This window comes from Mycobacterium sp., from assembly GCF_025965855.1.
Classification (GTDB): Bacteria; Actinomycetota; Actinomycetes; order Mycobacteriales; family Mycobacteriaceae; genus Mycobacterium.
Map to the genome: position 1 here is coordinate 1 of NZ_JAOPWB010000218.1, position 22,542 is coordinate 22,542.

19 protein-coding genes and 4 pseudogenes are annotated in these 22,542 nt (G+C 66.5%); 10 read left to right on the plus strand and 13 right to left on the minus strand.

What is annotated here, in order from left to right:
* Together JWP83_RS18405 and JWP83_RS18410 are read right to left on the minus strand one after the other, a co-directional pair.
* The coding region (locus JWP83_RS18405; protein ID WP_297732876.1) for an NAD(P)/FAD-dependent oxidoreductase at window positions 1-1,165 on the minus strand (1,165 nt) is incomplete at its 3' end.
* Window positions 1,166-1,338: 173 nt separating this feature from the next.
* Window positions 1,339-2,217, minus strand: a complete 879-nt coding sequence (locus tag JWP83_RS18410; protein WP_297732708.1) for an SDR family NAD(P)-dependent oxidoreductase — start codon at window positions 2,215-2,217, stop codon at window positions 1,339-1,341.
* Window positions 2,218-2,809: 592 nt separating this feature from the next.
* Between JWP83_RS18410 and JWP83_RS18415 the strand changes: the two genes are divergently transcribed.
* From JWP83_RS18415 to JWP83_RS18425, 3 genes are all read left to right on the plus strand, one after another.
* A complete protein-coding gene (locus JWP83_RS18415; protein ID WP_297732710.1) occupies window positions 2,810-3,619 on the plus strand; it encodes a SigB/SigF/SigG family RNA polymerase sigma factor in 810 nt (269 codons plus the stop codon).
* A 117-nt stretch (window positions 3,620-3,736) separates the two neighbouring features.
* Complete coding sequence (locus JWP83_RS18420; protein ID WP_297732712.1) at window positions 3,737-4,366, plus strand: hypothetical protein; 630 nt, start codon at window positions 3,737-3,739, stop codon at window positions 4,364-4,366.
* 34 nt (window positions 4,367-4,400) lie between these two features.
* Window positions 4,401-4,892 carry a DUF2231 domain-containing protein gene (locus tag JWP83_RS18425; RefSeq protein ID WP_297732714.1) on the plus strand — a complete coding sequence of 164 codons (492 nt, stop codon included), beginning with the start codon at window positions 4,401-4,403 and terminating at the stop codon, window positions 4,890-4,892.
* Between the two features lie 9 nt (window positions 4,893-4,901).
* Here JWP83_RS18425 and JWP83_RS18430 read toward each other — a convergent pair whose 3' ends face one another.
* Window positions 4,902-6,014, minus strand: a complete 1,113-nt coding sequence (locus JWP83_RS18430; protein WP_297732880.1) for a sulfite oxidase — start codon at window positions 6,012-6,014, stop codon at window positions 4,902-4,904.
* A 149-nt stretch (window positions 6,015-6,163) separates the two neighbouring features.
* On the opposite strand from JWP83_RS18430, the gene JWP83_RS18435 reads away from it, so the two are divergent.
* Window positions 6,164-7,105: a LysR family transcriptional regulator gene (locus tag JWP83_RS18435; protein ID WP_297732716.1), complete on the plus strand. Its 942-nt coding sequence runs from the start codon at window positions 6,164-6,166 to the stop codon at window positions 7,103-7,105.
* 109 nt (window positions 7,106-7,214) lie between these two features.
* Here JWP83_RS18435 and JWP83_RS18440 read toward each other — a convergent pair whose 3' ends face one another.
* Window positions 7,215-7,691: a nitroreductase family deazaflavin-dependent oxidoreductase gene (locus tag JWP83_RS18440; protein ID WP_297732718.1), complete on the minus strand. Its 477-nt coding sequence runs from the start codon at window positions 7,689-7,691 to the stop codon at window positions 7,215-7,217.
* Between the two features lie 156 nt (window positions 7,692-7,847).
* On the opposite strand from JWP83_RS18440, the pseudogene JWP83_RS18445 reads away from it, so the two are divergent.
* From JWP83_RS18445 to JWP83_RS18460, 4 genes and pseudogenes are all read left to right on the plus strand, one after another.
* Window positions 7,848-7,991: pseudogene (locus JWP83_RS18445) on the plus strand (TetR family transcriptional regulator); the annotation flags it as partial.
* Window positions 7,986-8,141 (plus strand): annotated as a pseudogene (locus JWP83_RS18450) (cytochrome P450); the annotation flags it as partial. The pseudogenes JWP83_RS18445 and JWP83_RS18450, both read left to right, overlap by 6 nt.
* Before the next feature lie 32 nt (window positions 8,142-8,173).
* Window positions 8,174-9,418 (plus strand): Xaa-Pro peptidase family protein, encoded by a 1,245-nt coding sequence (locus JWP83_RS18455; RefSeq protein ID WP_297732720.1) that lies wholly within the window; start codon window positions 8,174-8,176, stop codon window positions 9,416-9,418.
* On the plus strand, window positions 9,408-10,550 hold the full coding sequence (locus JWP83_RS18460; RefSeq protein WP_297732722.1) for a Xaa-Pro peptidase family protein: 1,143 nt from the start codon (window positions 9,408-9,410) through the stop codon (window positions 10,548-10,550). The genes JWP83_RS18455 and JWP83_RS18460 overlap by 11 nt, the downstream gene beginning before the upstream one ends.
* A gap of 2 nt (window positions 10,551-10,552) precedes the next feature.
* Here the strand turns inward: JWP83_RS18460 and JWP83_RS18465 are convergent, their stop codons facing one another.
* From JWP83_RS18465 to JWP83_RS18485, 5 genes and pseudogenes are all read right to left on the minus strand, one after another.
* Window positions 10,553-11,914 carry an HNH endonuclease signature motif containing protein gene (locus JWP83_RS18465; RefSeq protein ID WP_297732724.1) on the minus strand — a complete coding sequence of 454 codons (1,362 nt, stop codon included), beginning with the start codon at window positions 11,912-11,914 and terminating at the stop codon, window positions 10,553-10,555.
* Between the two features lie 149 nt (window positions 11,915-12,063).
* Window positions 12,064-13,035 carry an enoyl-CoA hydratase/isomerase family protein gene (locus tag JWP83_RS18470; protein ID WP_297732726.1) on the minus strand — a complete coding sequence of 324 codons (972 nt, stop codon included), beginning with the start codon at window positions 13,033-13,035 and terminating at the stop codon, window positions 12,064-12,066.
* Window positions 13,036-13,107: 72 nt separating this feature from the next.
* Window positions 13,108-13,284 (minus strand): annotated as a pseudogene (locus JWP83_RS18475) (SDR family mycofactocin-dependent oxidoreductase); the annotation flags it as partial.
* On the minus strand, window positions 13,281-14,486 hold the full coding sequence (locus JWP83_RS18480) for a cytochrome P450 (protein WP_297732728.1): 1,206 nt from the start codon (window positions 14,484-14,486) through the stop codon (window positions 13,281-13,283). The pseudogene JWP83_RS18475 and the gene JWP83_RS18480, both read right to left, overlap by 4 nt.
* Before the next feature lie 149 nt (window positions 14,487-14,635).
* Complete coding sequence (locus JWP83_RS18485) at window positions 14,636-15,328, minus strand: TetR family transcriptional regulator C-terminal domain-containing protein (RefSeq protein WP_297732730.1); 693 nt, start codon at window positions 15,326-15,328, stop codon at window positions 14,636-14,638.
* A gap of 160 nt (window positions 15,329-15,488) precedes the next feature.
* On the opposite strand from JWP83_RS18485, the gene JWP83_RS18490 reads away from it, so the two are divergent.
* Together JWP83_RS18490 and JWP83_RS18495 are read left to right on the plus strand one after the other, a co-directional pair.
* Window positions 15,489-16,088 (plus strand): preprotein translocase subunit SecD, encoded by a 600-nt coding sequence (locus JWP83_RS18490; protein WP_297732732.1) that lies wholly within the window; start codon window positions 15,489-15,491, stop codon window positions 16,086-16,088.
* A 1-nt stretch (window position 16,089) separates the two neighbouring features.
* A complete protein-coding gene (locus JWP83_RS18495; protein ID WP_297732735.1) occupies window positions 16,090-16,902 on the plus strand; it encodes a TIM barrel protein in 813 nt (270 codons plus the stop codon).
* A gap of 33 nt (window positions 16,903-16,935) precedes the next feature.
* Here the strand turns inward: JWP83_RS18495 and JWP83_RS18500 are convergent, their stop codons facing one another.
* The 4 genes and pseudogenes from JWP83_RS18500 to JWP83_RS18515 all read right to left on the minus strand — a co-directional run bounded on the left by JWP83_RS18500 (window position 16,936) and on the right by JWP83_RS18515 (window position 22,491).
* A complete protein-coding gene (locus JWP83_RS18500) occupies window positions 16,936-17,934 on the minus strand; it encodes a Gfo/Idh/MocA family oxidoreductase (RefSeq protein WP_297732737.1) in 999 nt (332 codons plus the stop codon).
* A 78-nt stretch (window positions 17,935-18,012) separates the two neighbouring features.
* Window positions 18,013-19,238 (minus strand): annotated as a pseudogene (locus JWP83_RS18505) (FAD-dependent oxidoreductase).
* A 7-nt stretch (window positions 19,239-19,245) separates the two neighbouring features.
* The gene (locus JWP83_RS18510; protein ID WP_297732739.1) at window positions 19,246-20,856 is read right to left on the minus strand and encodes an arylsulfatase; all 1,611 of its coding nucleotides are present in this window, start codon (window positions 20,854-20,856) and stop codon (window positions 19,246-19,248) included.
* A 102-nt stretch (window positions 20,857-20,958) separates the two neighbouring features.
* Window positions 20,959-22,491 (minus strand): D-alanyl-D-alanine carboxypeptidase, encoded by a 1,533-nt coding sequence (locus tag JWP83_RS18515; RefSeq protein ID WP_297732741.1) that lies wholly within the window; start codon window positions 22,489-22,491, stop codon window positions 20,959-20,961.
* Window positions 22,492-22,542: the final 51 nt, after the last annotated feature.

Here is a 22,542-nt window from a genome sequence, read left to right on the forward strand (position 1 = left end):
GATCGATCGCCGCCGACATCCGGCGGTGACTCGTCCACCGCAGAAACGTGGTCAGCATCCAGGTGTGTATCCGGTCGGGGATCATCGCCGCCGGTCGCAGCACGGGCTCACCGTGGGCCACCTGTAGCGATGCGATCCGGGACACGGCCCCGACCCGGTGTCGCCGGGCCTTCTCGTACCGGCGCAAGGCCGCGGATAGTTCTCTCGAGAGGTCGCCGGCGCCGGCGTTCACCCAGTCGCGGACATCCGAAAGCGCCCTGCACAACACCATGGTGTCGAGCAGCGCCTGGTTGGTTCCTTGCGCGAGGGTGGGCGGCATGGTGTGGGCGGCGTCGCCGAGCAGCGTCACCGGACCGGGGACCAGCGGGGGAAGCGTCGGATGCCGAAAGTGCGGGTAGGGCGAACCCGAGAGGTCCTCGTCCGTCAGTCTTGCCAGGACAAGGTCGACGCTGTCGGACCAGCCGGTGAAATTGGACCGGATCATGTCAATCGGGCGCCGCGGCCTGACGAAGTCGTAGGACCATGGCAGGTCGAACCACCACTGCACATCGGAACCTCCAGCCGGCCATACGCCGGCGTTGCCCCGCTCGCCGATGACGATCAGCGCCACGCGCGTGTCGGCGAGCCCGGGAAGGGTGGCGAGTCCCTGCCAGCTGCACCAGCCGGTCGGCTCCGCGCCGGGGGCGCCGACGACATCGCGAACGATCGAGTGCAGACCATCGGCGCCGATCACCAGGTCGCCCCGGGCCAGGCTGCCGTCTTCGAATTCGACGCGGACGCCGTCGGGGGTCGTCACGACCCCCACCGCGCGGGAGCTGCAGCGGATGCGATCGAGCGGGAAGCCGTCCAGCAGCCGTGCCAGCAGGACGCGGCGCGGGACCATCCGGACGGGTGCACCCAGCCGGTTCACCATCGCGGTCACGTCCAGCGTCGCCAGCTGGTGCCCCCGGGACGTCAGCACCCGCACGCCGGAAAGCAGTTGGCCCGCCCCGTTCATGCTGACACCCAGCTGCCGCAGCACCGTCTCGCCGTTGGACCAGATGGTCACCGCGCCACCTCCCGCGCGCGCATCTTTACGCTGGTCGAAGACGGTGACGTCATGGCCGTCTCGCAAAAGTCCGCGCGCAACGGAAATGCCGCTCACGCCGGCGCCGATGACGAGTATGCGAAGCGGGCGCGTTTCCGAATCTTTGCGGCCGGGGGTGTCTCGGTTCGACTCCAGGGCACTGCCGATATGCCCTCGGTGCGCGAGCGATCCGTCCGGTCGGTGACCGGACGCCTCCCTACGGCTCGTCACTTAATTGGATACGTACGCGCGCGCCCATCGGTTCAAGGATCTCAGCCTGGCAGGCCGATCATCTTGTGCAGGTCCTCGACCGACCACGGTTCGGCGCCATGGTGGTCGCGATAACCCAAAACGCGCGGCGCCGGCCGATCGAAGCCTCCGACGAATCCGCCCGCGCCGACGAAGATTTGACCCGTCACTTCGCGCGACAGGTCGCTGGCGAGATAGGCGTAAAGCGGCGCCACGAATGCCGGCGGGGCACTGTCCAGTGAGGCGCGCATCGTCATCTCGTCGAGCAGCCCGCGCTGGTAGAGGCCATCGATGTGCTTTTCGTACTCGGCGCCTGTGGACAGCCGCGTCCGGGCGCCCGGGCAAACCACGTTGGCCCGCACCCCGTAGGCCTTGAGCTCCGCCGCGATGGCCATTGTCAGTGCGTTGACGGCGCCCTTGCCCGCGGGGTAGCCGGTGCCGCCGTAGTCGCCCAGAAATGCGACCGAGCCGGTGTTGACGATCGCCCCGTGCCCTTGTGAGGCCATGACGCGGGCCGCGACCCGGCAGGTGTGAAAGGCCGTGCCGAGGTGTGCGCTTATCAGGCGGTCGAATTCCTGCGGCGAGATATTGAGGATCGACGAACCGGCGGGCTCGGCGATTCCGGCGCAATTGATCAGGGCGTCCAATCGCCCGAACGTGCTGATGCATTCGTCGATGAGCGCGCTCGCGGTGCGCTCATCGTCCGCGGCGCCGACCACCGCGGCGGCTCGTCCCCCGGCGCCCGATATCGCCGCGACGGCCTCCCCCACGACGTCGGCGTCGCGCCCGTTGACGACCACACCGGCGCCGAGATCGCACAGCAGTTCGCTGACCGCGCGTCCGACGCCGCGGCTGCCACCCGATACCACCACACCGCGCCCGTCCAGCAGCGGATGAGTCATCGGCATGCGCTTCGGAATGGTCGGAATGCCCTGTGCGCGCGGTCTTCTCGACGGCGATCAACAAGAACGCGTGTGGGGTCCACCAACATGAGCCGAACAGTACCCAGCCGGTACGAGAATGAGAAGGCCGTAACTGAGACGCATCCCGGCTATCCGCGCGGCCATTGCCGGCACCCGCACACCCAGCGATAAGGCTTTGTCGCGGGGCCGCCCAGCGAACTTCAAAAACTGAACAATGATTCGCTCCCGATGGCTCTGAGCGGAGCGATCGCGGGCTGGTCCCGATGGGGCGTATAGTCGCCACTGAAGTCCGTTTCTGGACGTGTCGCCGTTTAGCTCAAAGCGGTCAGTCAGCCGCACGGCTGCTGGATTGGCGTGGTTCCGGCGATAGCACCCCCCTCGTCACCCTCCTCGTTGTAACTGCGTGCGCTGATCACCGACTCGTCCGGCGGATACGGGTGCAGCGGAGGCTACTGTGCGCATGCCTGCGATGCCTCGCTGGAGACGACCCAGAAAGTGGACCAGCAATGCAAACCCTCTCCTGCACATATGTTTTCGCGATGCGTCGCATCCGGACCCCGCGTTCTAGCCGATGACCGGCGTAGCGACCCCATCCCGACGTGCTCGGCAAGCCAGCGCACTAACGGACGATTCCTATGACGACGTCGTCGAGATGTTCGTCGCGCTGCACCAGATGCCGGCCGAGTCCCACGAGTACGGCCGGCAACGCGAACGCATCGTCGCCCGATGCCTACCCCTGGCTGACCACGTGGCCAGCCACTTCGCCCGGCGCGGCGAAGGCCTCGACGACCTGACTCAGGTCGCCCGTCTGGGGCTGATGAACGCCATCAACCGGTTCGACCCGGACAAAGGACCCAGCTTCATCGGGTTCGCGGTTCCCACCATGATGGGCGAGGTTCGGCGGTACTTTCGCGACTACAGCTGGGGCATGCGGGTACCGCGACGATTGCGTGAGTTGCATGTCCAGATCAGCAGGACGACAAGCGATTTGGCTCAAAAGCTGGGGCGCGCCCCCACCGCAGGCGAGCTATCTCGGGTGTTGGAAGTCCCGCGCGAGGAAATCGTCGAATGCCTTGTTGCCGGCGATGCCTATCGGCTCGATTCCCTGGACGCACCGGCTGGCGCCGACGGCTCGGGCAAGCCACGCCTGGTGGCCGACGCGGTCGGTGGCATCGATCCGCAGATCGAACACATCACCAACCGCGAAGCCGTGCGTGCCATCGTCGGCGCGCTCCCCGAGCGCGAACGTCAGGTGCTGCACATGCGGTTCTTCGAGTCGATGACCCAAAGCCAGATCGCCGAGCGGATCGGCGTATCGCAGATGCAAGTCTCTCGCATCCTGGCCCACACCCTGCGCTGCCTGCGCGACCAATTGGAGTAGCCCCTTCCCGGCCCGGCGCGGCCCAGCAGGAACTCCGGTGACACAAAGCGATGTACTGTGCGATTCGGGAACGGGTCGACTGTGTCGCCGGAATCAGCCTGGAAGGAGCGCGATGCAATGAGGGTTTCTCGGGCGGTGGCCGCCACCGTTGCGGTGCTCACGGCGCTGACGGTGTCGGTGGCCGGCTGCGGCCACAAGCCGGCTTCATCGACTGCGTCGACGTCGAAGTCGGGCTCGTCCAGCCCGGCGACGAACACCGGCAGCTCAGCGCCGAGTTCCTCGGCCTCAGCACAGCCGAGCGACTACACGGGGCTCTTGATCAAGGCAACCGATATCAACGCACCGATACAGTTCACGGCCGGACCCCCGACGAACAACCCGAATGGCCAGCCGGGCGCTGCCATAACATTCAGCACCGACGACAACAGCCATGTAATCAAGGACACCATCCAGGTGCTCGCGGACCCCGGCGCTGCCACGAACGCACTGAACGCGGCGAAGGCCACGCAGGGGAATAACGTCAAAAATCCGATAACGGATTCGTTCAATGTCGGAACCGGCGGAACGACCGTGTCCGGCAACTCACCGGACAACTCCAAGGGCGTCTTGATACTGATGTTCACGGAGGGCAAGTCGTTCGTCACGCTGGAATTCGACGGCCCCGTCGACTCGCTCCCACCGCAGGACTTCGTCACCGACGTGGCCCAGAAGCAAGACGCGGCCGTGAAGAAGGGGCTTGGCGGCTGAGCCGGGCGCCTGGCACAGTCGGCCGAGGAGTTCCATGAACGTCGTCAACGGCCTGCCGGCTCATGCCCTTTGGCTGCACCTGGTGGTGGTGCTCGTGCCGCTGACCGCCCTGCTGGAGATCGTGTGCGGCTTATGGGCGGCGGCCCGGCGGGGCCAGCTGATGTGGCTCACGCTGGTGCTGGCCGTCGCCACGATGGTGGTCACGCCCATCACCATCAACGCCGGGGAATGGCTCTATGACCTCAGGACCAAGCCCGGCCCCATCCTGCAAGAACACGCCGAGCGCGGCGGCACGATGGTCTATTTCGCCGCCGCACTGCTGGTGGTCGCGGTCGGGCTCGTCGTGCTGCGCTTGGTCGAACGCCGATCCGACAAGCGCCGGGTCGTCGCCCGCGTCGTCGCCGGAATAATCGTTCTCGCCGTTGGCATCTCGTCGACGATTCAGGTCTACCGCACGGGCGACGCGGGCGCCCAATCGGTTTGGGGCGGCGAGATAACGCGCCTGAAGAAATCCAACGGAACCTAGCGCTCCGCCTCACATCACGCGCAAGGCGACGCGTGCCCACGCATTGTTGGCGTATCCGCGCGGATTCCACAGGGATGCCGCCCACTCCGGCTGAGTGGTGCCGGTGTCGTCCCAGGCGCGGGCGGTAATGCGCAGTGGTCCGGGCGCGACGTCGACGACCAGCGACCACGGCCGCCACGACCATTTGCTGGGCGCCCGGTGCAGGTCGGCTTGCCGCCAGGTGCATCCCTCGTCGAGCGATACATCGACGCGCTCGATGCTGCGACCGTCGCCGGCGATGCCGTAGCCGCGAATGGTCAACCGGCCTCGCGGCACCCGGTCGTCGTCGGTGGGATCGAGAATGTCGCAATTGAGCGCCAACGACGACAGCGGAATGCCCTCGCCCGCCGCGACGGTGTCGGCGTCGGCGTCCGAAGGCAGGATGCGGTAGTCGTGCGCCTGGAAGTAGTTGTCCGACGGACGGGGTTGCACGGTGATGGCGCTGACCCACTTGACGCTGCGCGCACCGATGTATCCGGGCACCACCACCCGGACCGGACCGCCGTGGACGCGCGGAAGGGGTTCGGAGTTCATCCGCCATGCCAGCAGAACTTCCGGCGACATCGCCTTGCCGAGCGGAATCGAGCTGCCGTAGGGCTGGGCGGGCCGAGCTTCCGGGGCGACGTCCGGGGCTTGGAAGGCGACGTGCAGCCCGTCGTCGTGATGTGCTCCGGCGGCCGCGAGGACGTCCGCCAGCCGGACACCGCGCCACTCCGCGGTTGAGATCGCTCCGTGTGCCCACGGATCCTTGCCGGGTATGGGCCGCAGCCGCAGCATCTCGGCGCGCCGATTGCCGGCGCATGCCAGCGTCGCCACCACGTCGTGTTGATCGAACTCAGTGGTCAGCTGCTCGTACGTCAACGTGAGCGGCCTTTCCACCCGCCCGTCTAGCGCCAGCCGCCACTGCTGCGGCGCGATATCGGGGAACCGGCCGTGGTTGCGGGCATAGAACGCGTCGATCGGGGTGATGTCGCTGCCGGCCAGGACCGCGGTCGGCGGTTCGGCGTTGTATGGGAGGTGTCCGCGCACGATCATGTCGTCGCGCTTGCCCCACAATGCTGTGGACGGCGCCATGGTGCTCATTGTCACCGCTTCCTCCTCGGGTGGGGATATCTGGAATCGTTCCGGAGTTGAGGAGCCACGACCAGAGGGGTAGGTTTTGTGAGCTCACAAGCTTTACTTGTGTCTTGACCGCATCTCACAAGGCTTCCTTGTTTCCCGGGAGGATCGTCATGCCGCTTAGTTCCCACATGCCCGACCTGTCCGCGTTCGAGGTCTTCTTGGCGATCGCCCGGACGGGCAGCCTGGGTGCAGCCAGCAGGGAATTCGGGCTTACGCAGCAGGCCGTTTCGGCACGACTGGCATCCATCGAGGCGCAGACCGGCGTCGCGCTGGTCATCCGGACCCCCCGCGGTTCGCAACTGACACCCGCCGGAGTCGTTGTCGCGGAATGGGCGGGCCGGCTGCTCGACGTTGCCCAATACGTGGACACCGGGTTGGCCTCACTGCGATCCGAAAGGCGCAAGCGCGTCAAAGTAGCGGCCAGCCTCACGATCGCCGAACAGCTCATGCCGCGCTGGCTGGTATCGCTGCAGGTCGCGGCTAGCCGGCTGGGCGCCCCCGCTCCCGAAATCATCATGACCGCCACCAACAGCGACCAGGCGATGACCGCCGTGCGCGAGGGGAAGGCCGATCTCGGGTTCATCGAGACTCCATTCTTGCCAAAGGGATTGCGCAGCAAGGTGGTCGGGCACGACGAACTCGTGCTGATCGTGCCCGCCGGCCACAAGTGGGCACAGCGCCAGCGATCGATAACCGCCGCCGAGCTGACTCAAACACCGCTTGTGACACGCGAGCCGGGATCGGGGACGCGCGATTCGTTGACCGCCGCGCTGCGCCGCGCTCTGGGCGACTCGTCACGACAAGCGCACCCGGTCCTCGAACTCTCCTCGGCCGCCGCGGTGCGCGCCGCCGTGGCCGCGGGCGCGGGGCCCGCCGTGATGAGCCGGTTGGCCGTTGCTGACGACCTGGCGATCGGACGGCTGCGGACGGTGGCGTTGCCCGAGCTGAACCTGAGACGCCAACTGCGCGCCGTCTGGGTGGGCGGCCGCACACCACCCGCGGGCGTCGCACGGGACCTGCTCACACACATCACCAGCCAGGCCGCCGGTTAACGACGTCGCCCGCAGCCAGACCGTCGCATATCTTGCGTTCGTTGTGACGAGCGTCATTCACGGACGCTGCCACGACGGCTTCGACAAGGTCCGGGCGGCTGAGCACCGATCATGCGATGGGCGTGAGCACGAACAGGCGAAACCGGCGCCCGCCGGCGCGGTCTTGGGCGATCTGATAGTTCGGCCAGTGCGCCACCACCCTGGCCCATGCTTTGTCGCGTTCCTCCCCGGTAAGCAACCGCACCTTCGCGGTAAAGCGGTGCCCGCGTCTGCGAACGGTGACCCGTTCTGTCGCTTTGAGATTCGCTGACCACGACGGGTGCGGGGCGAGGCCCCAGTTGGAGCCGACCACTATCAGCCCATCCCCGTCGGGCACGCACTGCATGGTGGCGGTCCGGGCAATGCCCGTTTTGCGCCCCGAGGTGGTGACCTGGACGTTGGGCACACCGGTCAGGTCCAGGACGCCGACGCGGCCCTTGCTTGCGAACCGTAGCAGGGCTTCGACCCGTTCGGCGACCGGTCGGCCCCTCAGGACCAGCCAGCGGTATGCGGTCGGGTTTCGCGCCACCCGCTGCAGCGGATTCACACGCGTACTTTATTCCCGGCCCGTCTCGCCACGGCAGCCGGACGATGAAATCATCCTGACCACTCCGGATTTCGGTCGAGGCGGTTCGTCCGTCAGGCACCAGCGGTCCATCTCGTCCCGAGATCAACTGAATTAATGGATTTAATCCGATGCGCGGTGTTCACTGAGGCGATGACCGCCGAGCGGATGGCTCGCTCCGAGAGGTCGACGAGCACCCGCGAGGCGATCTTGTCGGCCGCTGAGGTGCCGTTCGCCGAGCGTGGCATGTATGCCGTGTCCAACCGGCAGACCAGCGTGGCTCCCTTCGCGCCGCCGCCAGAGGCCTTGGAGCTCAACAACACCAAGCAGCTGAGCAGGGTGCGCATCTGGGACGGCAGCGCCCCCTGGCTGATCCACGGCCACGACGCGATACGCGCGTTGTTCACCGACTCCCGCGCCAGCGTCGACGACCTTCACCTTCAAGCTCTTTCTGGGCGTCTAGGATGACCAACTCACTCACCGCGCGCGGCTCGATTCTCGACATCCCCGACGAACCGGACTTCGTGCGCATGCGCGCCGAGACCGGCGCGCGACTTCGCGCCGCGATGGCCGACCACGGGGTGGACGCGCTCATCCTGCTGATGAATGGCTATGTCGGGTACGCGACGGGCGCCAGCTGGCCCTTGCTCGACGCGGGCCTCTCGCACGTGGAGCGCCCGGTGGCCGTCGTGCTGGTCGACGACGAGCACCCGCATCTGTTCATGCCGTTTCGTGCCGGGGCTTCGTTAGAACCACCCGGTCCACCGGTGCCCGACGATCATCTGCACGGTCCTGTTTATCTGGAATTCGACCAGGGGGTACAGGATTTCGCCCGGACGCTGGCCGGCCTGATCCCACGGGGCGCAACCGTGGCCGTCGACGAGCTCACCGGCGCGATGCGGCGGTCGGCGGCCACATTGTTCCCCGGCGGCCCGCCGTCGGATGCGGCGATCGTGGTCGGCGCGGCGCAATTGGTCAAGACGCGGGACGAGCTTTCCTGCCTTCGCCGGGCCTGTCGGATCACCGAACAGGCGATTGTTGATGTGCAAGAGGCGTTGGCGCCGGGCGTTCGGCAGATCGATCTCTCGGCCAAGCTGGTTCGTCGTGCGTTCGAGCTGGGCGCCACCAGCAACATGCTCGATGCCATCTGGCAGGTGATGCCCAGCTCGCGGGAAGCCGGTGTGTGGACGACCCACGGCGACCTCGCGTTGCCGCTGCTCCCCTCGGCTCGCGAGCTGGCTGCCGGTGACGTGCTGTGGACCGACATCAGCATCAGCTACGCCGGATACTGCTCGGACTTCGGGCGAACCTGGCTGGTCCGCGACCGACCCACGCCGCGGCAGCAGGACCAATTTCGCCGGTGGCGAGCCATCCTGGACGAAGTGCTCGAGGTGACCAAGGCCGGTGTCACGTCGGGTGATCTCGCACGCGCGGCGATCACCGCCAACGGTGGTCGCAAGCCGTGGCTGCCACACCTCTATCTGGGACACGGCATCGGCACCTACCCCGCCGAGGCCCCGATGATCGGAACGGACCTCGGCGAGGAGTTCGACGACAACTTCGTCTTTCCGCCCGGCATGGCGCTGGTGCTCGAACCGGTGGTGTGGGAGGACGGCACGGGCGGCTATCGCAGTGAGGAGATCGTGGTGATCACCCAAGACGGCTACACGCCGATCACCGACTACCCCTATTCCCCTTATGGCGACTGAGATTTCGCCCGATCCCCTGCGATTGCGGACGGGGCGTCGGGAACGGGCGCTGGCCCAGATGGACGCACACGACCTCGACATCCTGGTGCTGGGTCGGCAATCCAATATTCGCTACGTCACCGGCGCCCCCCAGCTGTGGATAGCCGGGACGCGACCGTTCGGTCCGATGTGCGTCGTGGTGCGCGCCAGCGGGGACATCTACCTCAACAGCACCGATGACGAGGGGGTCCCCGAAGAGATCGGTCACGAGCACCTCTACGGGTTGGCCTGGAACCCGATGACCCTGATCGACGTGTTGAAAAAAATCCATGGGGCCGAAACGGCGCGCCGCGTCGGAACCGATGCCATCACACCGACTTTCGCGGCGCTGCTGCCCGAGGCCTTCCCCCACGCCGAGCTCGTCGACGGCGAGCCGGCCATGCGGACGGCGCGCCGCATCAAGACGCCCGACGAGATCACGGCGATGGCCCCGGCGCTTCGCGTGGCGGAACACGGAATTGCGGCCGCGGTCGCCGAACTGCGACCCGGGGTGTCCGAGCGGACGCTGGCCGGGGCCGCGCTGGAAGCCATGGCCGCCGGCGGCGTCAGCACGCCGGCCACCCAGGACGTCGCGTGGGTCACCTCGCGGGACCACCCCTGGCGACGCGGCCACAGCGAGGTACAGCCTGGTGACCTTGTCGTGTTCGCCGCCGGTGCGCTGGCGGACGGGTACGTCGCCGAGGTGGGCCGGACCCGGCCGGCTGACCATGCCGCCAACGGCTCGACCCAGAAGCTGTTCGGACGCTCGGATGCCTTGTTCGACAAGATGATCGCGGCCTGTCGCCCCGGCGCATCCGCGACCGGGCTGCTCGCCGCCTACGAGGCGGCCGGAGAGCCAACACCGCCCACGCCCGTCGCGCATGGGTTGGGGTTGGGTTTCGATCCGCCCGTCGTTTCCGAAACACTTTCGGCCGCAGGCGAAGACGACCGCCTCGACCCCGGGATGGTGTTGGCGATCACCGGCTATGTGTGGCAAGAGGGCGTCGGGGCGGTGCTCCGCCGCGACACCGTCCACATCACCGACGGCGGCACCGACGTGCTGACCGCCAGCCCGTCTTGGGGTGACGAGGCGGCACGTCGAGAACTGTCCTGACGTCAAACGGGTTCGTCGTCGTCCGTGTTGCGTAGGAATCTCTCAGGGTGGTGATAGGGGTTCGTTCGTGGTTGTCCGTGATCCAAGTGCGGCGGCGGGACCCATTCGGTGTCGCCGTGGGCGTTGGTGCGGGTCCAGCCCTTCTCTGCGAGCCGGTTGTCAATCCCACATGCCAGGGCCAGGTCGTTGATGTCGGTACGGCGGGTGGCTGTCCAGCCCCGGACGTGGTGGACCTGGCTGTGGTAGGCGGGGGCGTCGCAGCCCGGTTTGGTGCAGCCGCGATCCTTGGCGTAGAGCACGATTCGTTGTGCGGGTGAGGCCAGCCGCTTGGTGTGATACAGCGCCAGCGCCTTACCCTGGTCGAAAATCGCCAGGTACTGGTGAGCGTGGCTGGCCCAGCGGATCACATCGGACATGGGCACCAAAGTTCCGCCACCGGTCAGTGCCTTGCCGGCGGCGGCCTCCAGATCCTTGAGCGTGGTGGTCACGACGATCGAGACGGGCAGCCCATTGTGCCGGCCCAGGTCGCCCGAGGCGAACAGGGCGCGCAGTGCAGCGTGCAATCCATCGTGGTTGCGCTGGGCTTGGGATCGGTTGTCGCGGCGCACCGCATCCTCGCCGGGTGTCGCATCGACCACTGGGGTCTCATCCTCGGGGTTGCATGCGCCGGGGGCGGCCAGCTTGGCAAGCATGGCCTCGATGGCGGCCCGCAACTCCGGGGTCACCATGCCGTTGATTCGCGACATCCCGTCGAATTCCTGCTTGCCGATTGTGAGGCCGCGCTTGCGCGCCCGCTCCTGGTCGCTGAATTCCCCATCGGGGTTTAGCCAGTCCATGATCCGCTGGGCGTATTTGGCTAACTCATCGGGGCGATATTCGCTGGCCTTGCGGGCCAGATCGGCTTCGGCGGCTTCCCGGGTGGGCAGGTCCACCTCGGCGGGCAGGTGTGCCAAGAAGCTGCGGATTAACCGCACGTGCCCATCGCCGATCAGCCCCTCGCGTTGGGCGGTAGCGGTCGCGGTCAATTGAGGCGCCAACGACTCGCCGGTGAGCGCCCGGCGTTCCCCGAGGTCAGCCGCTTCGTCGATCCGCCGGCCAGCCTCAGCCTTGGTGATACGCAACCGGTCGGCCAGCGCCGAGCGCAATTTGCCGCCGAGTTCTTCTTCGCTGGCCTGCGCGTCGAGCTGATTGATCAACGTGTGCTGGGGGACCCTCAGCCGGCGTGCCGCGCATTCGAGTCGCTCCAGGGCCCGCAATCGTTCCGGGGTGGTGAACACGTCAAAGGACAACTTGCACAAGCGGTCCAGGTCCGCGCGGAGCGCGTCGAAGACCTCGACGATCTCTTCGCGACTGCTCGAACCCATAGCCCAGATTTTACGAACGACCACCGACAAGAAGCGCTGCTCTGTTACTGCTGAAGCTACTGTGACACACGGGATTACGAATACAGCCGTCTACGCGACACGCCCCTCCGGAAGCCCGTCAGTGCGGACCGGGCGCCGTCTCGAAGCGGTCAGGGCTTCTTCCGGGCCGAGCGGCTCAAGCGCCATTCCGGCGGGAAGTTCAAGTCGTTGTCCTTCACCACGTTGTTGAGGCCCTTATCGAAGGTCCCCTCGGTGAGGTCGACCTCGTTCTCCTGGTCGTTGGCGATCAGCGGCAGCATGCCCTCGACCATGCCGGCGAGCAGGCTGCCGAAGTATTCGCCCTTGTGCTGCTTGTACAGCTCCAGGAAAGTCTTCTGCACCGCGACGGTGTCGGTCGGGCGAGAGCGCGAACACGCCATCGCATACTTCAGTGTCTCCGCTTCCAGCTTGTCGCGGGGCACCACGCTGTTGACGAAGCCGCACTCGTACATTTCCTTCGCGTTGAACGGCCTTCCCGTGAAGAGCATTTCGGAGAACTTCCGCAAGCCCATCGTCTCCGCCCACCACCACAGCCGTGGTCCCCAGCCGACGTAGCGAAAGGCCGGGTGCCCGAAAAGCGCGTCGTCCGAGGAGACCACCAGGTCGGCGTCGCCAGCCTGGTAGAAGTGCCACCCGTAGCAGTAGCCCTTGGCCTCGATGATGCTGATCTTCCGAAGCTCTTGCAGCGGACGGTTTCCCGCCCGCGCTTTGGCGTAGAAGTCCGTGACGGTGGACAGGTAGCGGTACGAACCCCCCGGCGGGTACTTGACGTCGTCGTCGTTGATCGCGAGCTCATGCAGCAGCGGCAATCCGGGGTTCTCCAGCATCGGGCGCTGCTCGGGCAGGTCTCCACCGCTACCGAAATCCTCGCCCTCGCCCCGGATCACCACGACCTTGACGTCGTCGTCCACATTGCACTTATGGATCAGATCGGCGTAGTTCTGCCGCATGCCCAAGGTGGCGGAGTTCTGCGCCTGGGGGCGATCGAAGGTGATGTAGGCGATTTTGTTCTTCTTGTCCTTCTCGAACTTGATGTACTGCTCTGCTTCCTTCTTCAACTCTTCGTAGTCGTATTCAGGCATGGGTTCTCTCCACTTTCCTTATTTGAGCAAAGCACCCGCGTCGACGGGTAGCGAAACGCCGGTGACATAACGAGATTCGTCGAGATCGGCTGGAGTGAAATGCGGGTGGGCCAAGTTGTCGATCGGTCCGCAGACGTCGATCGCGATCATGTCTGCGCGCTCCTGCGCCAGGCGCACCGCATGGCTGCGGCCCTGACCGCGGGTCGCGCCACTGACAACCGCGACCCTGCCCGCCACCCGGCCGGTCATCTTGGCACCAATGTCGGCAGGGTTTCCCAGCCCCGCACCGTCGACGTCGGGCTCAGCCTGGCGTTGGCCAGCTCAAGATCCCACTCCGGGAAGCGTTTGAGGATTTCCTCCAACGCCACCCGGCCTTCCAGCCGGGCCAGCGCCGATCCCAGGCAGAAGTGAGTGCCCACACTGAACGTGAGGTGCGGCCGGGCGTCGCGATGGATATCGAATTCACCTGCGTCTGGGCCGAACTGGCGCTCATCGCGGCACGCCGCCCCGAGGAGCATCATCATCACACTGCCCTCGGGCACCGACCGGTCATACAGAGTGACGTCGCGGGTCACATACCGTGCCATGTGCGGTGCCGGCGGCTCGAAGCGCAGCAGCTCCTCGATCGCCTGCGGGATCAGCGCGGGGTTTTCGACGAGCTCGCGGCGCTGATCGGGGTCCTCCGCGAGCACCTTGCCCGCCCAACCGATCAGGCGCGTTGTCGTTTCGTTTCCCGCTCCGGCAACGACGTTGAGGTACACGAGGATCTCCTCGCGGGTCAGGCGCCGCGTGGTGCCGGTCTCGTCGACGAACTCGACATTGAGCAGATCGGTCATGATGTCGTCGGAAGGATTCTCGGCGCGCCAGTCGATGTAGGCCTCGAACTGTTCGCCGACGGACAAGCCCTGCTCCGCGGCCTTCATGGGCTTGCCGGCCTCGGTGCGCAGCTGCGCGTTGCCCCGGTCCCGGATGTACTCCTGATCGTCTTTGGGGATGCCGAGCAGCATGCTGATGACCTTCATCGGCATGATCGCGCCGAGGTCGGTGACAAAGTCGAATCGCCCCGAACCCACCAGTGGATCGAGGAGTTGCGCGCAGAAGTCCCGGATCATCGGCTCCAGTGCGTTGACCTTGCGCGGGGTGAACATGCGCGACAGCAGTTTGCGGTGCACGTCGTGGATCGGCGGGTCTTCGAAGATGAGCATGCCCGAGGGGATTTCGAGGTTGGCCTTGATCAGCTCGAGGATCACGCCCCGGGCGGAGCTGTAGGTGCCGTGGTCGACGAGCGCCTTGTTGACATCGGCGAACCGGCTCAACGCGTAGAAGTCGTATTCGCCGTTGTAGTAAAGCGGCGCCTCGTCTCGCAGGCGGGCGAACATCGGATACGGGTCGGCGATCAGCTCGACATCGTATGGGTCGAGATGAATATCGCGATCCGTGCTCGCGGTCACGAAATCCCTCCTACGGCTGCCATTTTCGTTTGATCATCGAGATATCCGCCGTGCGCAATTTATACGCTTCGCTTAAATACGTCGGTTCACTCTATTCTCGTAGAGAATCATATGGCGGGTACTCTGGCAAGACCCTGTCCGGGAGCTCATCAGGATGCGCCGACCCGGCGGCGACGCGCTCGACGCAGGCCGCCGGTCTCCGTTAGCCGGCCCTTGTTCGGGTTCTTCAGGATGCCGGTGGCGATGGCCGCCAAGATGTCGTCGAGCTGCTCGGGGCTGTCGACGATTCGGTCGCCATGGGCGAAGCGCAGCAGCAGCCCGTTGATGAAGGTGAGCGTGACGTTACTCAGATCCTCCACAACGGCCGGTTCCAGCTCGGCGCCGCGCGGCATCAGCTGCACCAGGATTTCCCGGTGCAGCTTGGTGAATCCGTCCGTGGCCTGCTGCAGGATTGCGGCGAGCGCCTGATCGCGCGTGGCCTGCATCGTCAGCTCGTAGCGGGCCTTGGTCCGCGACAACTGCGGCTCGTTGCCGGCCTGAATCACCACCTCCGACAACCGGGAGGGCGACGGCTGGTTTCGGCGACCGTCGGCGCCGTCGGCCCCGTCTGCCACGGACTGCAAGGTCGCCAAATCGAGCTCCGCCAGCCGCTCCGCCGCGGCGCGCAGCAGCGCCGAGCGGGTCCGGAAATAGAACGACGTCGTGCCGTCCGGGACCCCGGCCTGGCGGTCGACCTTGAGATGGCTCAACCCCTTGGCCCCGTCGTGGGCCAAGAGATGGATCGCCGCATCGCATAGGTCGCGGCGGCGTTCCGTGGGGTTGGGCTTTCGTCGTTTGTCCATCGCAGGGCGTCTCGGAGCGAGAGACTACTCTATATTCGTAGTGACCCTAAACGGTAGCCCCGGCGCCGGCTCGCAAGGGATGCGAATCGCGGGCTGATGCAACGGGTTCCGGCTGAAAGTGTGGTGAAATGGTTCATTGTGGATCCCATCGACGATTGCCATGGCGGACGTCCGGGCGCGTAAGCCCTTGATGGGCGCCCGCGGCCTCACGAGCACTCTGTTACTCGGTGCGGTGATGTGTGGCTGCCACTCGCCCCAACACCGCGCCTCCCCCACCACGTCGACCACCGCCGCGCCGACCACGACGACCCAAGCGGCGGCGCCCGCGGTCAACATTCAGCCGTTGCCGGTTCGGCCGGTGCAAAAGTCACAGCCGACCACCCTCAACAAGTGCTCCGCGACGAATCCGAGCGCGCCGGTGGCGCCGGCCAATGTTCTGGTTACCTGTGACCTCGCCCGGACCACCCTCTATACGTTGGGTCCCGAGACGATGCGGCTTGGGCTGACGCACGTGGACCCGCCCACGTCACTCTCGTCCGGTTTCTACGAGGTGAGCCTGACAATGGACCCGTCGTCCGCGGCGGCCTGGGCCGCCTTCACCGCCGCCCACCTGCAAGACCACGTCGCCTTCATCCGTGACGATCTCGTTCTGGAGGCGCCGATCATCGAAGAACAGGTGACCTCCGGGAAGATCGCGTTGACCACCCAAACAGCCCAGGCCTCAGACCAGTTGGCCCAATTGGCGGGCCGCCCCGCCTAGCATGGACCGGCTCGGTATCGGTTTCCTCGGCGGATTCGGCCTTCCGCCTGTGGAATTCGTCAACCTCACGGCGGACCTAAGTTGCGGGTACATGTCGGCCGTTGTGCGGGGGCTCCCGTTGGTACCGCTCGGCTATCAGCCCTTCTCGCTGAAGGACGCGGCACTCAGGCGAGGCATGCTGGCCGCGATGAATCACCGTGGCGTGACGATCTCGCTCGGCGACGGGTTCCTGGTCTTGCCCGGCGCCGAGATGCAGGAATTCACAGGCGATCTCGACGCACTGGCCGAGCTCGCCGTTCCCCGGATCAACGTCGTGAGCCTCGACCCCGACCTTGGCCGCACGTTCGACCAGTTCGCGATCCTGACGGAACTCGCCGCTCAACGCGGCATCCAGACCGTCGTCGAACCGGTACCGGGCCTGACCGTGGGCGACCTGCCCACCGCGCTGGCCGCCCGGGAGCACGTCGCCCGGCCCGACTTTCGCTTGTTGATCGACACCATGCACCTGGTGCGATCGGGTTCCGGCGCGGCCGATGTCGCGGCCATCGACCCCGACCACATCGGGTATGCCCAAGTCAACGACACGACGCTGCGGCCACGCTTCGACAACTACATGGAGGAAGCCATGTTTGAGCGCATGGTTCCCGGCGAGGGCGAATTACCGCTGCACGACATCCTTTCGGCGCTTCCGCCCGACATCGTGATCGAAATCGAGGTGCCGAGACGATCGTTGGCGCTGGCCGGCGTCAGCCCGATCGATCGCCTCCGCCCCTGCGTCGAGGCGGCGCGCCACTTGTTGGCCGACGTCCCGTGAGTCCTCAGCCGGCCGCCGGGCCGATGGGCTGGGTCAGCTTGGTTCGCGGAGCGGAAGACCGGCGGCGCGATAGATCGCGTCGATCACGGTCATGTTCTCGACCGCGTCTTGTGGGGTGGTCTTGACGGGTTCCCCGCGCAGCACCGCGGCGGCGAAGGCGTCGAGCTGATAGGCGTAGGAGGGGCGCCGCGAAAAACGCTCGACGCGCCGGCCGTCGGGTGATCGGATCGTGAGCCGGTGGAAAACGCTCGGCATTACGGGATTGAAAATCCGCAACTCGCCCTGTTCGCCCACCACGCGGGCGCTGATCTGCAGCAGCCGCGACGACCACATCGAGCAGCGGACCCGGCCGGTGTGCCCGCCGGCGAACTTGACCTCGGCCGTCATGGCGCGGTCCACCTGCGGACCGCGCAATTTCGCCTCTGCCCAAACGACTTCCGGCGTCGAACCGCCGTAGGTGCGGACCATGTGGACCGCGTAGCACCCGGCGTCCATGAGCGCGCCGCCGGCAAGTGAGTAGTTGTAGCGGATATCGGAGAACTTCGGCAATGGGAAGCACAGGGCGGCCTCAACCCGCTTGAGCTTGCCCACCTCGCCCGAGGCGATGATTTCCTCAACGCGCCGGGTCAGCGGGTGGTAGCGATAGTGGAAGGCCTCCATCACCACCCGATCCGAATTCGCTGCGAGCTCGGCGATCTCGCGCGCCTCGGCGGCGTTGGCGGTGAACGGCTTTTCGCACAAGACGTGCTTGCCGGCGGCCAGTGCGGCCCGGGTCCACCGGCCGTGCAAGCCGTTCGGCAGCGGAATGTAGACCGCGTCGAGCTCCGCGTCGGCGATCAGCGCCTCGTAGCTTTCGTGCACCCGCGGGATGCCGTGTTTGGCGGCAAAGGCCCGCCCACGCGCCGGATCGCGGGCCGCCACGGCGGCTACCTCGACCTGGCTGTGTTCCTTGGCGGGGGTGACGAGGGCCAAAGGTGCGATGCGGGCCGCACCCAAAATGCCGATGCGGATCGCGTTCCCGTCTCCTGACACGGACCCGACGCTAGCATCCGGCCACCGCCTGCCGCGGCTATCGCCGAAATCGGCGCCCAGCTACCGACCGAGCGCCCTTTAGCTGCCGGTTCCGCGGCGGGCGAATGCCGGCGCGTGCTCGGGCCGGATCCCGACGCCGATGAAATACGCGGGCACAACCGACAGCCACGGCAGCCGCTCCATCACGCTTAGCAGGGCCGCCGGTGGTGTGGGGTCCGCGCCGCGAAGCAGCGGGCCCAGCAGCCGTCTTTGCAGCACCCGTTGCACCGCTTGGGTCACCGCGGTCGGAAACAACCGCCGGCGGCGGACCGCCGCCAGGTCGCGATGCGTGACCCGGTGCTGCCGCAGTGGTTCGGCCAATATGGTCGCGGCCGCGACGGCGTCCTGGACCGCCAGGTTGATGCCGACCCCTCCCAGCGGGGACATCGCATGCGCGGCGTCGCCGATGCACAGCAGCCCACCGATGTGCCAGGGACGCAGCCGATCCACCCGGACGTCGAGGTGCTTGATGTCGTCCATGGACGTCAGCGTCGCCACCGGCTCGAGCGCCTCGGGCACCAGCGCGCCGACCTCCCGGCGGAACGCCTCTATCCCTCGCGCGCGCAACTGGGCGTCGGTCCCTTTGGGGCCGAGGTAGGCGATCTGGTTGTAACCCTCGCGTGGAATCACGCCCAGCGCCTTGCCGGGTGCAACACGAGGCAAGAAGGAGAATTGCGCGGCGTCGTGGCGCGGCAGCCTGAACCACCAGACGTCGAAGTTCACCGGGTATTCGCGTGTCTTGAAACCGGCCTCCCGGCGAGCGATCGACCCCCGGCCGTCGCACGCGACGGTCAACTCCGCTCGCAGCTCGCCGGGGCCCTCGGGTCCCTGGTAGCGCACTCCGGTGACCCTGCCGCCCTCCCGCAGCAGCCCGGTGGCCTCGCTGTCATCCTCAGCGTGAAGCTCGGCTCGGATTGGGCGACATCGGCGAGCAGGTTCAGCAGGTCCCACTGCGGCACCATCGCGACGAACGGGTGGGGCTGGCGCAGGCGCCCGAAGTCGACGTAGGTCACCGAGCGCCCGTCCGACTCGAATTTCGCGTTGCTCAACGCGGTGAACGGCAACTGCGCGAAGCGCTCCCACAAGCCCAGCTCGTCGAGCAACCGCATGGTGGTCGGGTGCACCGTGTCACCGCGAAAGTCGCGCAGGAAGTCGCCGTGCTTTTCGAGCAGGGTGACCTCCACGCCGGCCCGGGCCAGGAGCAGCCCGAGGACCATCCCGGCCGGGCCGCCGCCGACGATCGCGCACGTGGTCGTCTCAACCATCAGGGGTCTACAGGTCAGCGTCGAAAACCGAAACGGGATCGAGGATCACGCCGGTCTCCTCGACGTAGCGGTCCCACAGCGCCAGCAGCTCGGCCAGCTTGTCGGGCCGCGAGGCGGCCAGATCGTCGATCTCGCCCGGATCGTCGGACAGGTCGTAGAGCTGCCAGGCGCCCGGACCGTACGGCGCGGGCAGATAGACCGCCTTCCAGTCGCCCTGACGAATCGCCCGGCGCCCGAACAACTCCCAACCGGTGCCGGTGTCCGCGCCGTGCACCTCCGCGCTGTCGCCCGACAGATACGCCACCAGGGAGCGGCCCCGCATGGGTTCGACGTCGCGGCCCCGGTAGGCGGTGCCGGGATGCGCGATGCCGGCCAGCTCGAGCACCGTCGGGGCGATGTCCATGACGGTCGTGAAGGCCGTGCCGATTTCAGCCTGCCGGGTAAAGCCAGGCCAGGTGACGAAGCCCACCACCCGGATCCCGCCTTCGGTGGTGAACGCCTTGTGCAGGCGCGACGGCGCGGTGGCCGCTTGGGCCCAGCGTGGGCCGTACCAGACGAACGAGGTGGGCCGGCCAAGGTTGTCGAGGCTGTTGTCGCAGTACTTTTCGATCTGCGCGACGATTTGGGCGCCGCGCAGCGGCATCGCCTCGACCATCGCGCCCTCCGCGCCGTTGTCGGACAAGAAGATCACGACGGTGTCGTCCAGTTCGCCGCTGTCGGCCAGGTAGTCGAGCACTCGGCCGATGTTCTGATCCATCCGGTCCACCATCGCGGCGTAGACCTCCATGCTGCGGGCCGAACGCGCGCGCTCGTCGTCCGTCATGTCGGCCCATTCGGGGGCGCCGTCGGCCACGACCGGGTGCGCCACGACGTCGGGCGGGCACAGGCCGAGCTTCTTGAGCGCCGCCAGGCGGGCCTCGCGCAGCGCGTCCGGTCCGGCGTCATAGCGGCCGTGATAGGTCGCGATGGATTCGTCGGGCGCTTGCAACGGCCAGTGCGGCGCCTGAAAAGGCAGGTAGGCGAAGAACGGTCGGTCGTCATCTTCCGGATCTTGGGCGCGCTCGCCCAGGTAGCGCAGCAGCGTGTCGGCGTAGAAGTCGGAGGAGTAGAAGTCGTCGCCGACGGTGACGAACCGGTCATCCTCGGTGTAAAGCGTTGCCACGGGCGAGAATCCGCCGCCCGTGGCTGGACCGTAATGGCTGGCACCGGCCGGCAGCAAGGCGAACGAGCGCTCGAACCCGCGGGCCCACGGCGACGTTTCGATGGTGTCACCCAGGTGCCACTTACCCGACATCAGCGTCAGATATCCGGCGTCGCGCAGCAGCTCGGGCAAGGCCACGACGCGGTCGTTCAGATAGCCCTCGTAACCGGGGGCGCCCCGGAATTCGGGGATCGCGACCTCGAGCATCGTGCCGATGCCGGCGATGTGGTGGTCGGTTCCGGTCAACAGCATCGCCCGGGTGGGTGAGCAGGCCGGGGCGGAATGGAAATCGGTGAACCGGACGCCGGCGTAGGCCAGCCGGTCCAGGTTTGGCGTATTGATCTCGCCGCCAAACGCGCCGATATCGGAATATCCGAGGTCGTCCGCCACGATTACTAGAAAGTTGGGCCGCTTCACGCTGAACGATTCTGTCTCACTCTCCGGCGAGAGTGCGTGTCGGTACGCCGACACGCCGACAATCGCGGCAATTTGCGCACGCTCGCGGCGGCTGGGATGCCGTCAGCTGACTCGTTGCATCTGATTCAGCACCTTTTCGGTGTTGGGCAGGTCTTCGTCGAGACCTTCGCTGACGGTGCGATATGTCCCGTTGAGGGCGTAGACGGCCACCACCGCGTCCTTGCCGCTGGCCGTGGTCATGTAGCCGGCCTGGCCCGCGGCCACGAACATGGCTGGCATCGGGCCCATTTCGGGTCGCGCCGACAGGCCGCTTTTCACCATGATCTTGCCGTCGTGGTCGATGTCGGGCAGGCCCGCCTTGAATACTGCGGCGAACGACTGGGCGTGGATATAGCCGAGCCAACGCGTCATTGCGGCTGGGGTCGCCGAGGCCGGATCGGAGCCTTCCCCGTCGTAGATGTTCACCGTTCCCGGCTCGATGTTGGCCTTGGCGAACTTGGAGATCACCACGGGCATGCCCCCGGAGTCACAATCCCGCGACCCAGCCTTCTTTGCCAAAAGACAGAGCAGCGTCTCGGCCCCTCGGTTGTCACTGATCTTGGTGACCAGCCTCGTCAGGATGCTCGTCGGCGGCGAGGTGAGCGATGCGACCTTGTTCGCCGCGGTGTAATCACTATCCGGCGGAAGGGTTCCCGTGGATGCCTGCAGGGGCGTGTCCACGGTGACCCCGGCGCGGCGCAGCGCCTCGATGAACAGCGCCCGCGCGTACGCCGCGGGGTTGGGCGCGAACTGCGCGAGGTCCTGTTGCGGGGCACCCAGCGGAAGCCGGCCGGCTATGACCACGCGGTTATCCGGTTGCAGGGTTGCGGTCAGCGTCGACTGACCACCGGCGGCGGCCGTGGTGGCGTGATTGTCGACGGTGAAGAATTGCGTGCTGGGAATCGTGCTCATCTTGACGGGATCGCCCATGCTCGCCCCGGGGTTGATCAGGATGTCGAGCAGGTTGTCGTTGACCATGATCGAGGTGACGACGCCCTCCTTGGTCGTGAACGGGTTCCACAGCTTGTCGTTCACCAGCACATCGCCGTTGATCGACGTGATGCCCGCGGCCGTGACCTCTGCGGCGAGCCGGTCGAGACCGGCCAGCGGGTTGGCGGCGACGGGCTTCACCGTCGGCACCGCATATGCGTAGACATGATCGGGTTCGGTGTATTGCAGCTGTCCGTCCAGCACTCCCCGACCGCCGAGAATAAAGTCTCCTGAACCCACCAAGACCAGGTCACCAGTCAGTGTCCCGCCGGAACGTGTTCCCGTCGCATACACCGGCGTCTCCAGCGTCGAATCAGCCCCGAACTCTTCGTAATACGTGCCGACGGTGAACAACTTTGTGGTTGAACCCAGAAAGTTGAGCTTGTTCTCGTTGCTGGCAAATAACATCTTGCCGGAACCGAGCTCGACGGCATCCCAGCTCCACGAACCGTGTGCATACTGCGCTGAGTTGATGATCGCTTGCGCCTCGCTCGGCATCGCAGGTGTGGTCGGATTGCTCGCGCAGGCTCCGATCAGCAGCGTGCACAACGCGAAGGCAGCACCGCACGACGCTTCGTAACGGTTCGCAAAGTTAGGCCGCTTCACGCTGAAGGATCCTGTCACCGCGAGCGGGCGTGTTGGTCCGGCGACACGCCG

What these genes read in the sequence shown, in the direction of transcription:
- JWP83_RS18435 (WP_297732716.1), top strand. Translation starts at nt 6,164, where the DNA reads ATGCCGCTTAGTTCCCACATGCCCGACCTGTCCGCGTTCGAGGTCTTC.
- JWP83_RS18485 (WP_297732730.1), bottom strand. Translation starts at nt 15,328, where the DNA reads ATGGACAAACGACGAAAGCCCAACCCCACGGAACGCCGCCGCGACCTA.
- JWP83_RS18455 (WP_297732720.1), top strand. Translation starts at nt 8,174, where the DNA reads ATGACCAACTCACTCACCGCGCGCGGCTCGATTCTCGACATCCCCGAC.
- JWP83_RS18490 (WP_297732732.1), top strand. Translation starts at nt 15,489, where the DNA reads ATGGCGGACGTCCGGGCGCGTAAGCCCTTGATGGGCGCCCGCGGCCTC.
- JWP83_RS18465 (WP_297732724.1), bottom strand. Translation starts at nt 11,914, where the DNA reads ATGGGTTCGAGCAGTCGCGAAGAGATCGTCGAGGTCTTCGACGCGCTC.
- JWP83_RS18415 (WP_297732710.1), top strand. Translation starts at nt 2,810, where the DNA reads ATGACCGGCGTAGCGACCCCATCCCGACGTGCTCGGCAAGCCAGCGCA.
- JWP83_RS18460 (WP_297732722.1), top strand. Translation starts at nt 9,408, where the DNA reads ATGGCGACTGAGATTTCGCCCGATCCCCTGCGATTGCGGACGGGGCGT.
- JWP83_RS18410 (WP_297732708.1), bottom strand. Translation starts at nt 2,217, where the DNA reads ATGACTCATCCGCTGCTGGACGGGCGCGGTGTGGTGGTATCGGGTGGC.
- JWP83_RS18430 (WP_297732880.1), bottom strand. Translation starts at nt 6,014, where the DNA reads ATGAGCACCATGGCGCCGTCCACAGCATTGTGGGGCAAGCGCGACGAC.
- JWP83_RS18495 (WP_297732735.1), top strand. Translation starts at nt 16,090, where the DNA reads ATGGACCGGCTCGGTATCGGTTTCCTCGGCGGATTCGGCCTTCCGCCT.
- JWP83_RS18420 (WP_297732712.1), top strand. Translation starts at nt 3,737, where the DNA reads ATGAGGGTTTCTCGGGCGGTGGCCGCCACCGTTGCGGTGCTCACGGCG.
- JWP83_RS18470 (WP_297732726.1), bottom strand. Translation starts at nt 13,035, where the DNA reads ATGCCTGAATACGACTACGAAGAGTTGAAGAAGGAAGCAGAGCAGTAC.
- JWP83_RS18425 (WP_297732714.1), top strand. Translation starts at nt 4,401, where the DNA reads ATGAACGTCGTCAACGGCCTGCCGGCTCATGCCCTTTGGCTGCACCTG.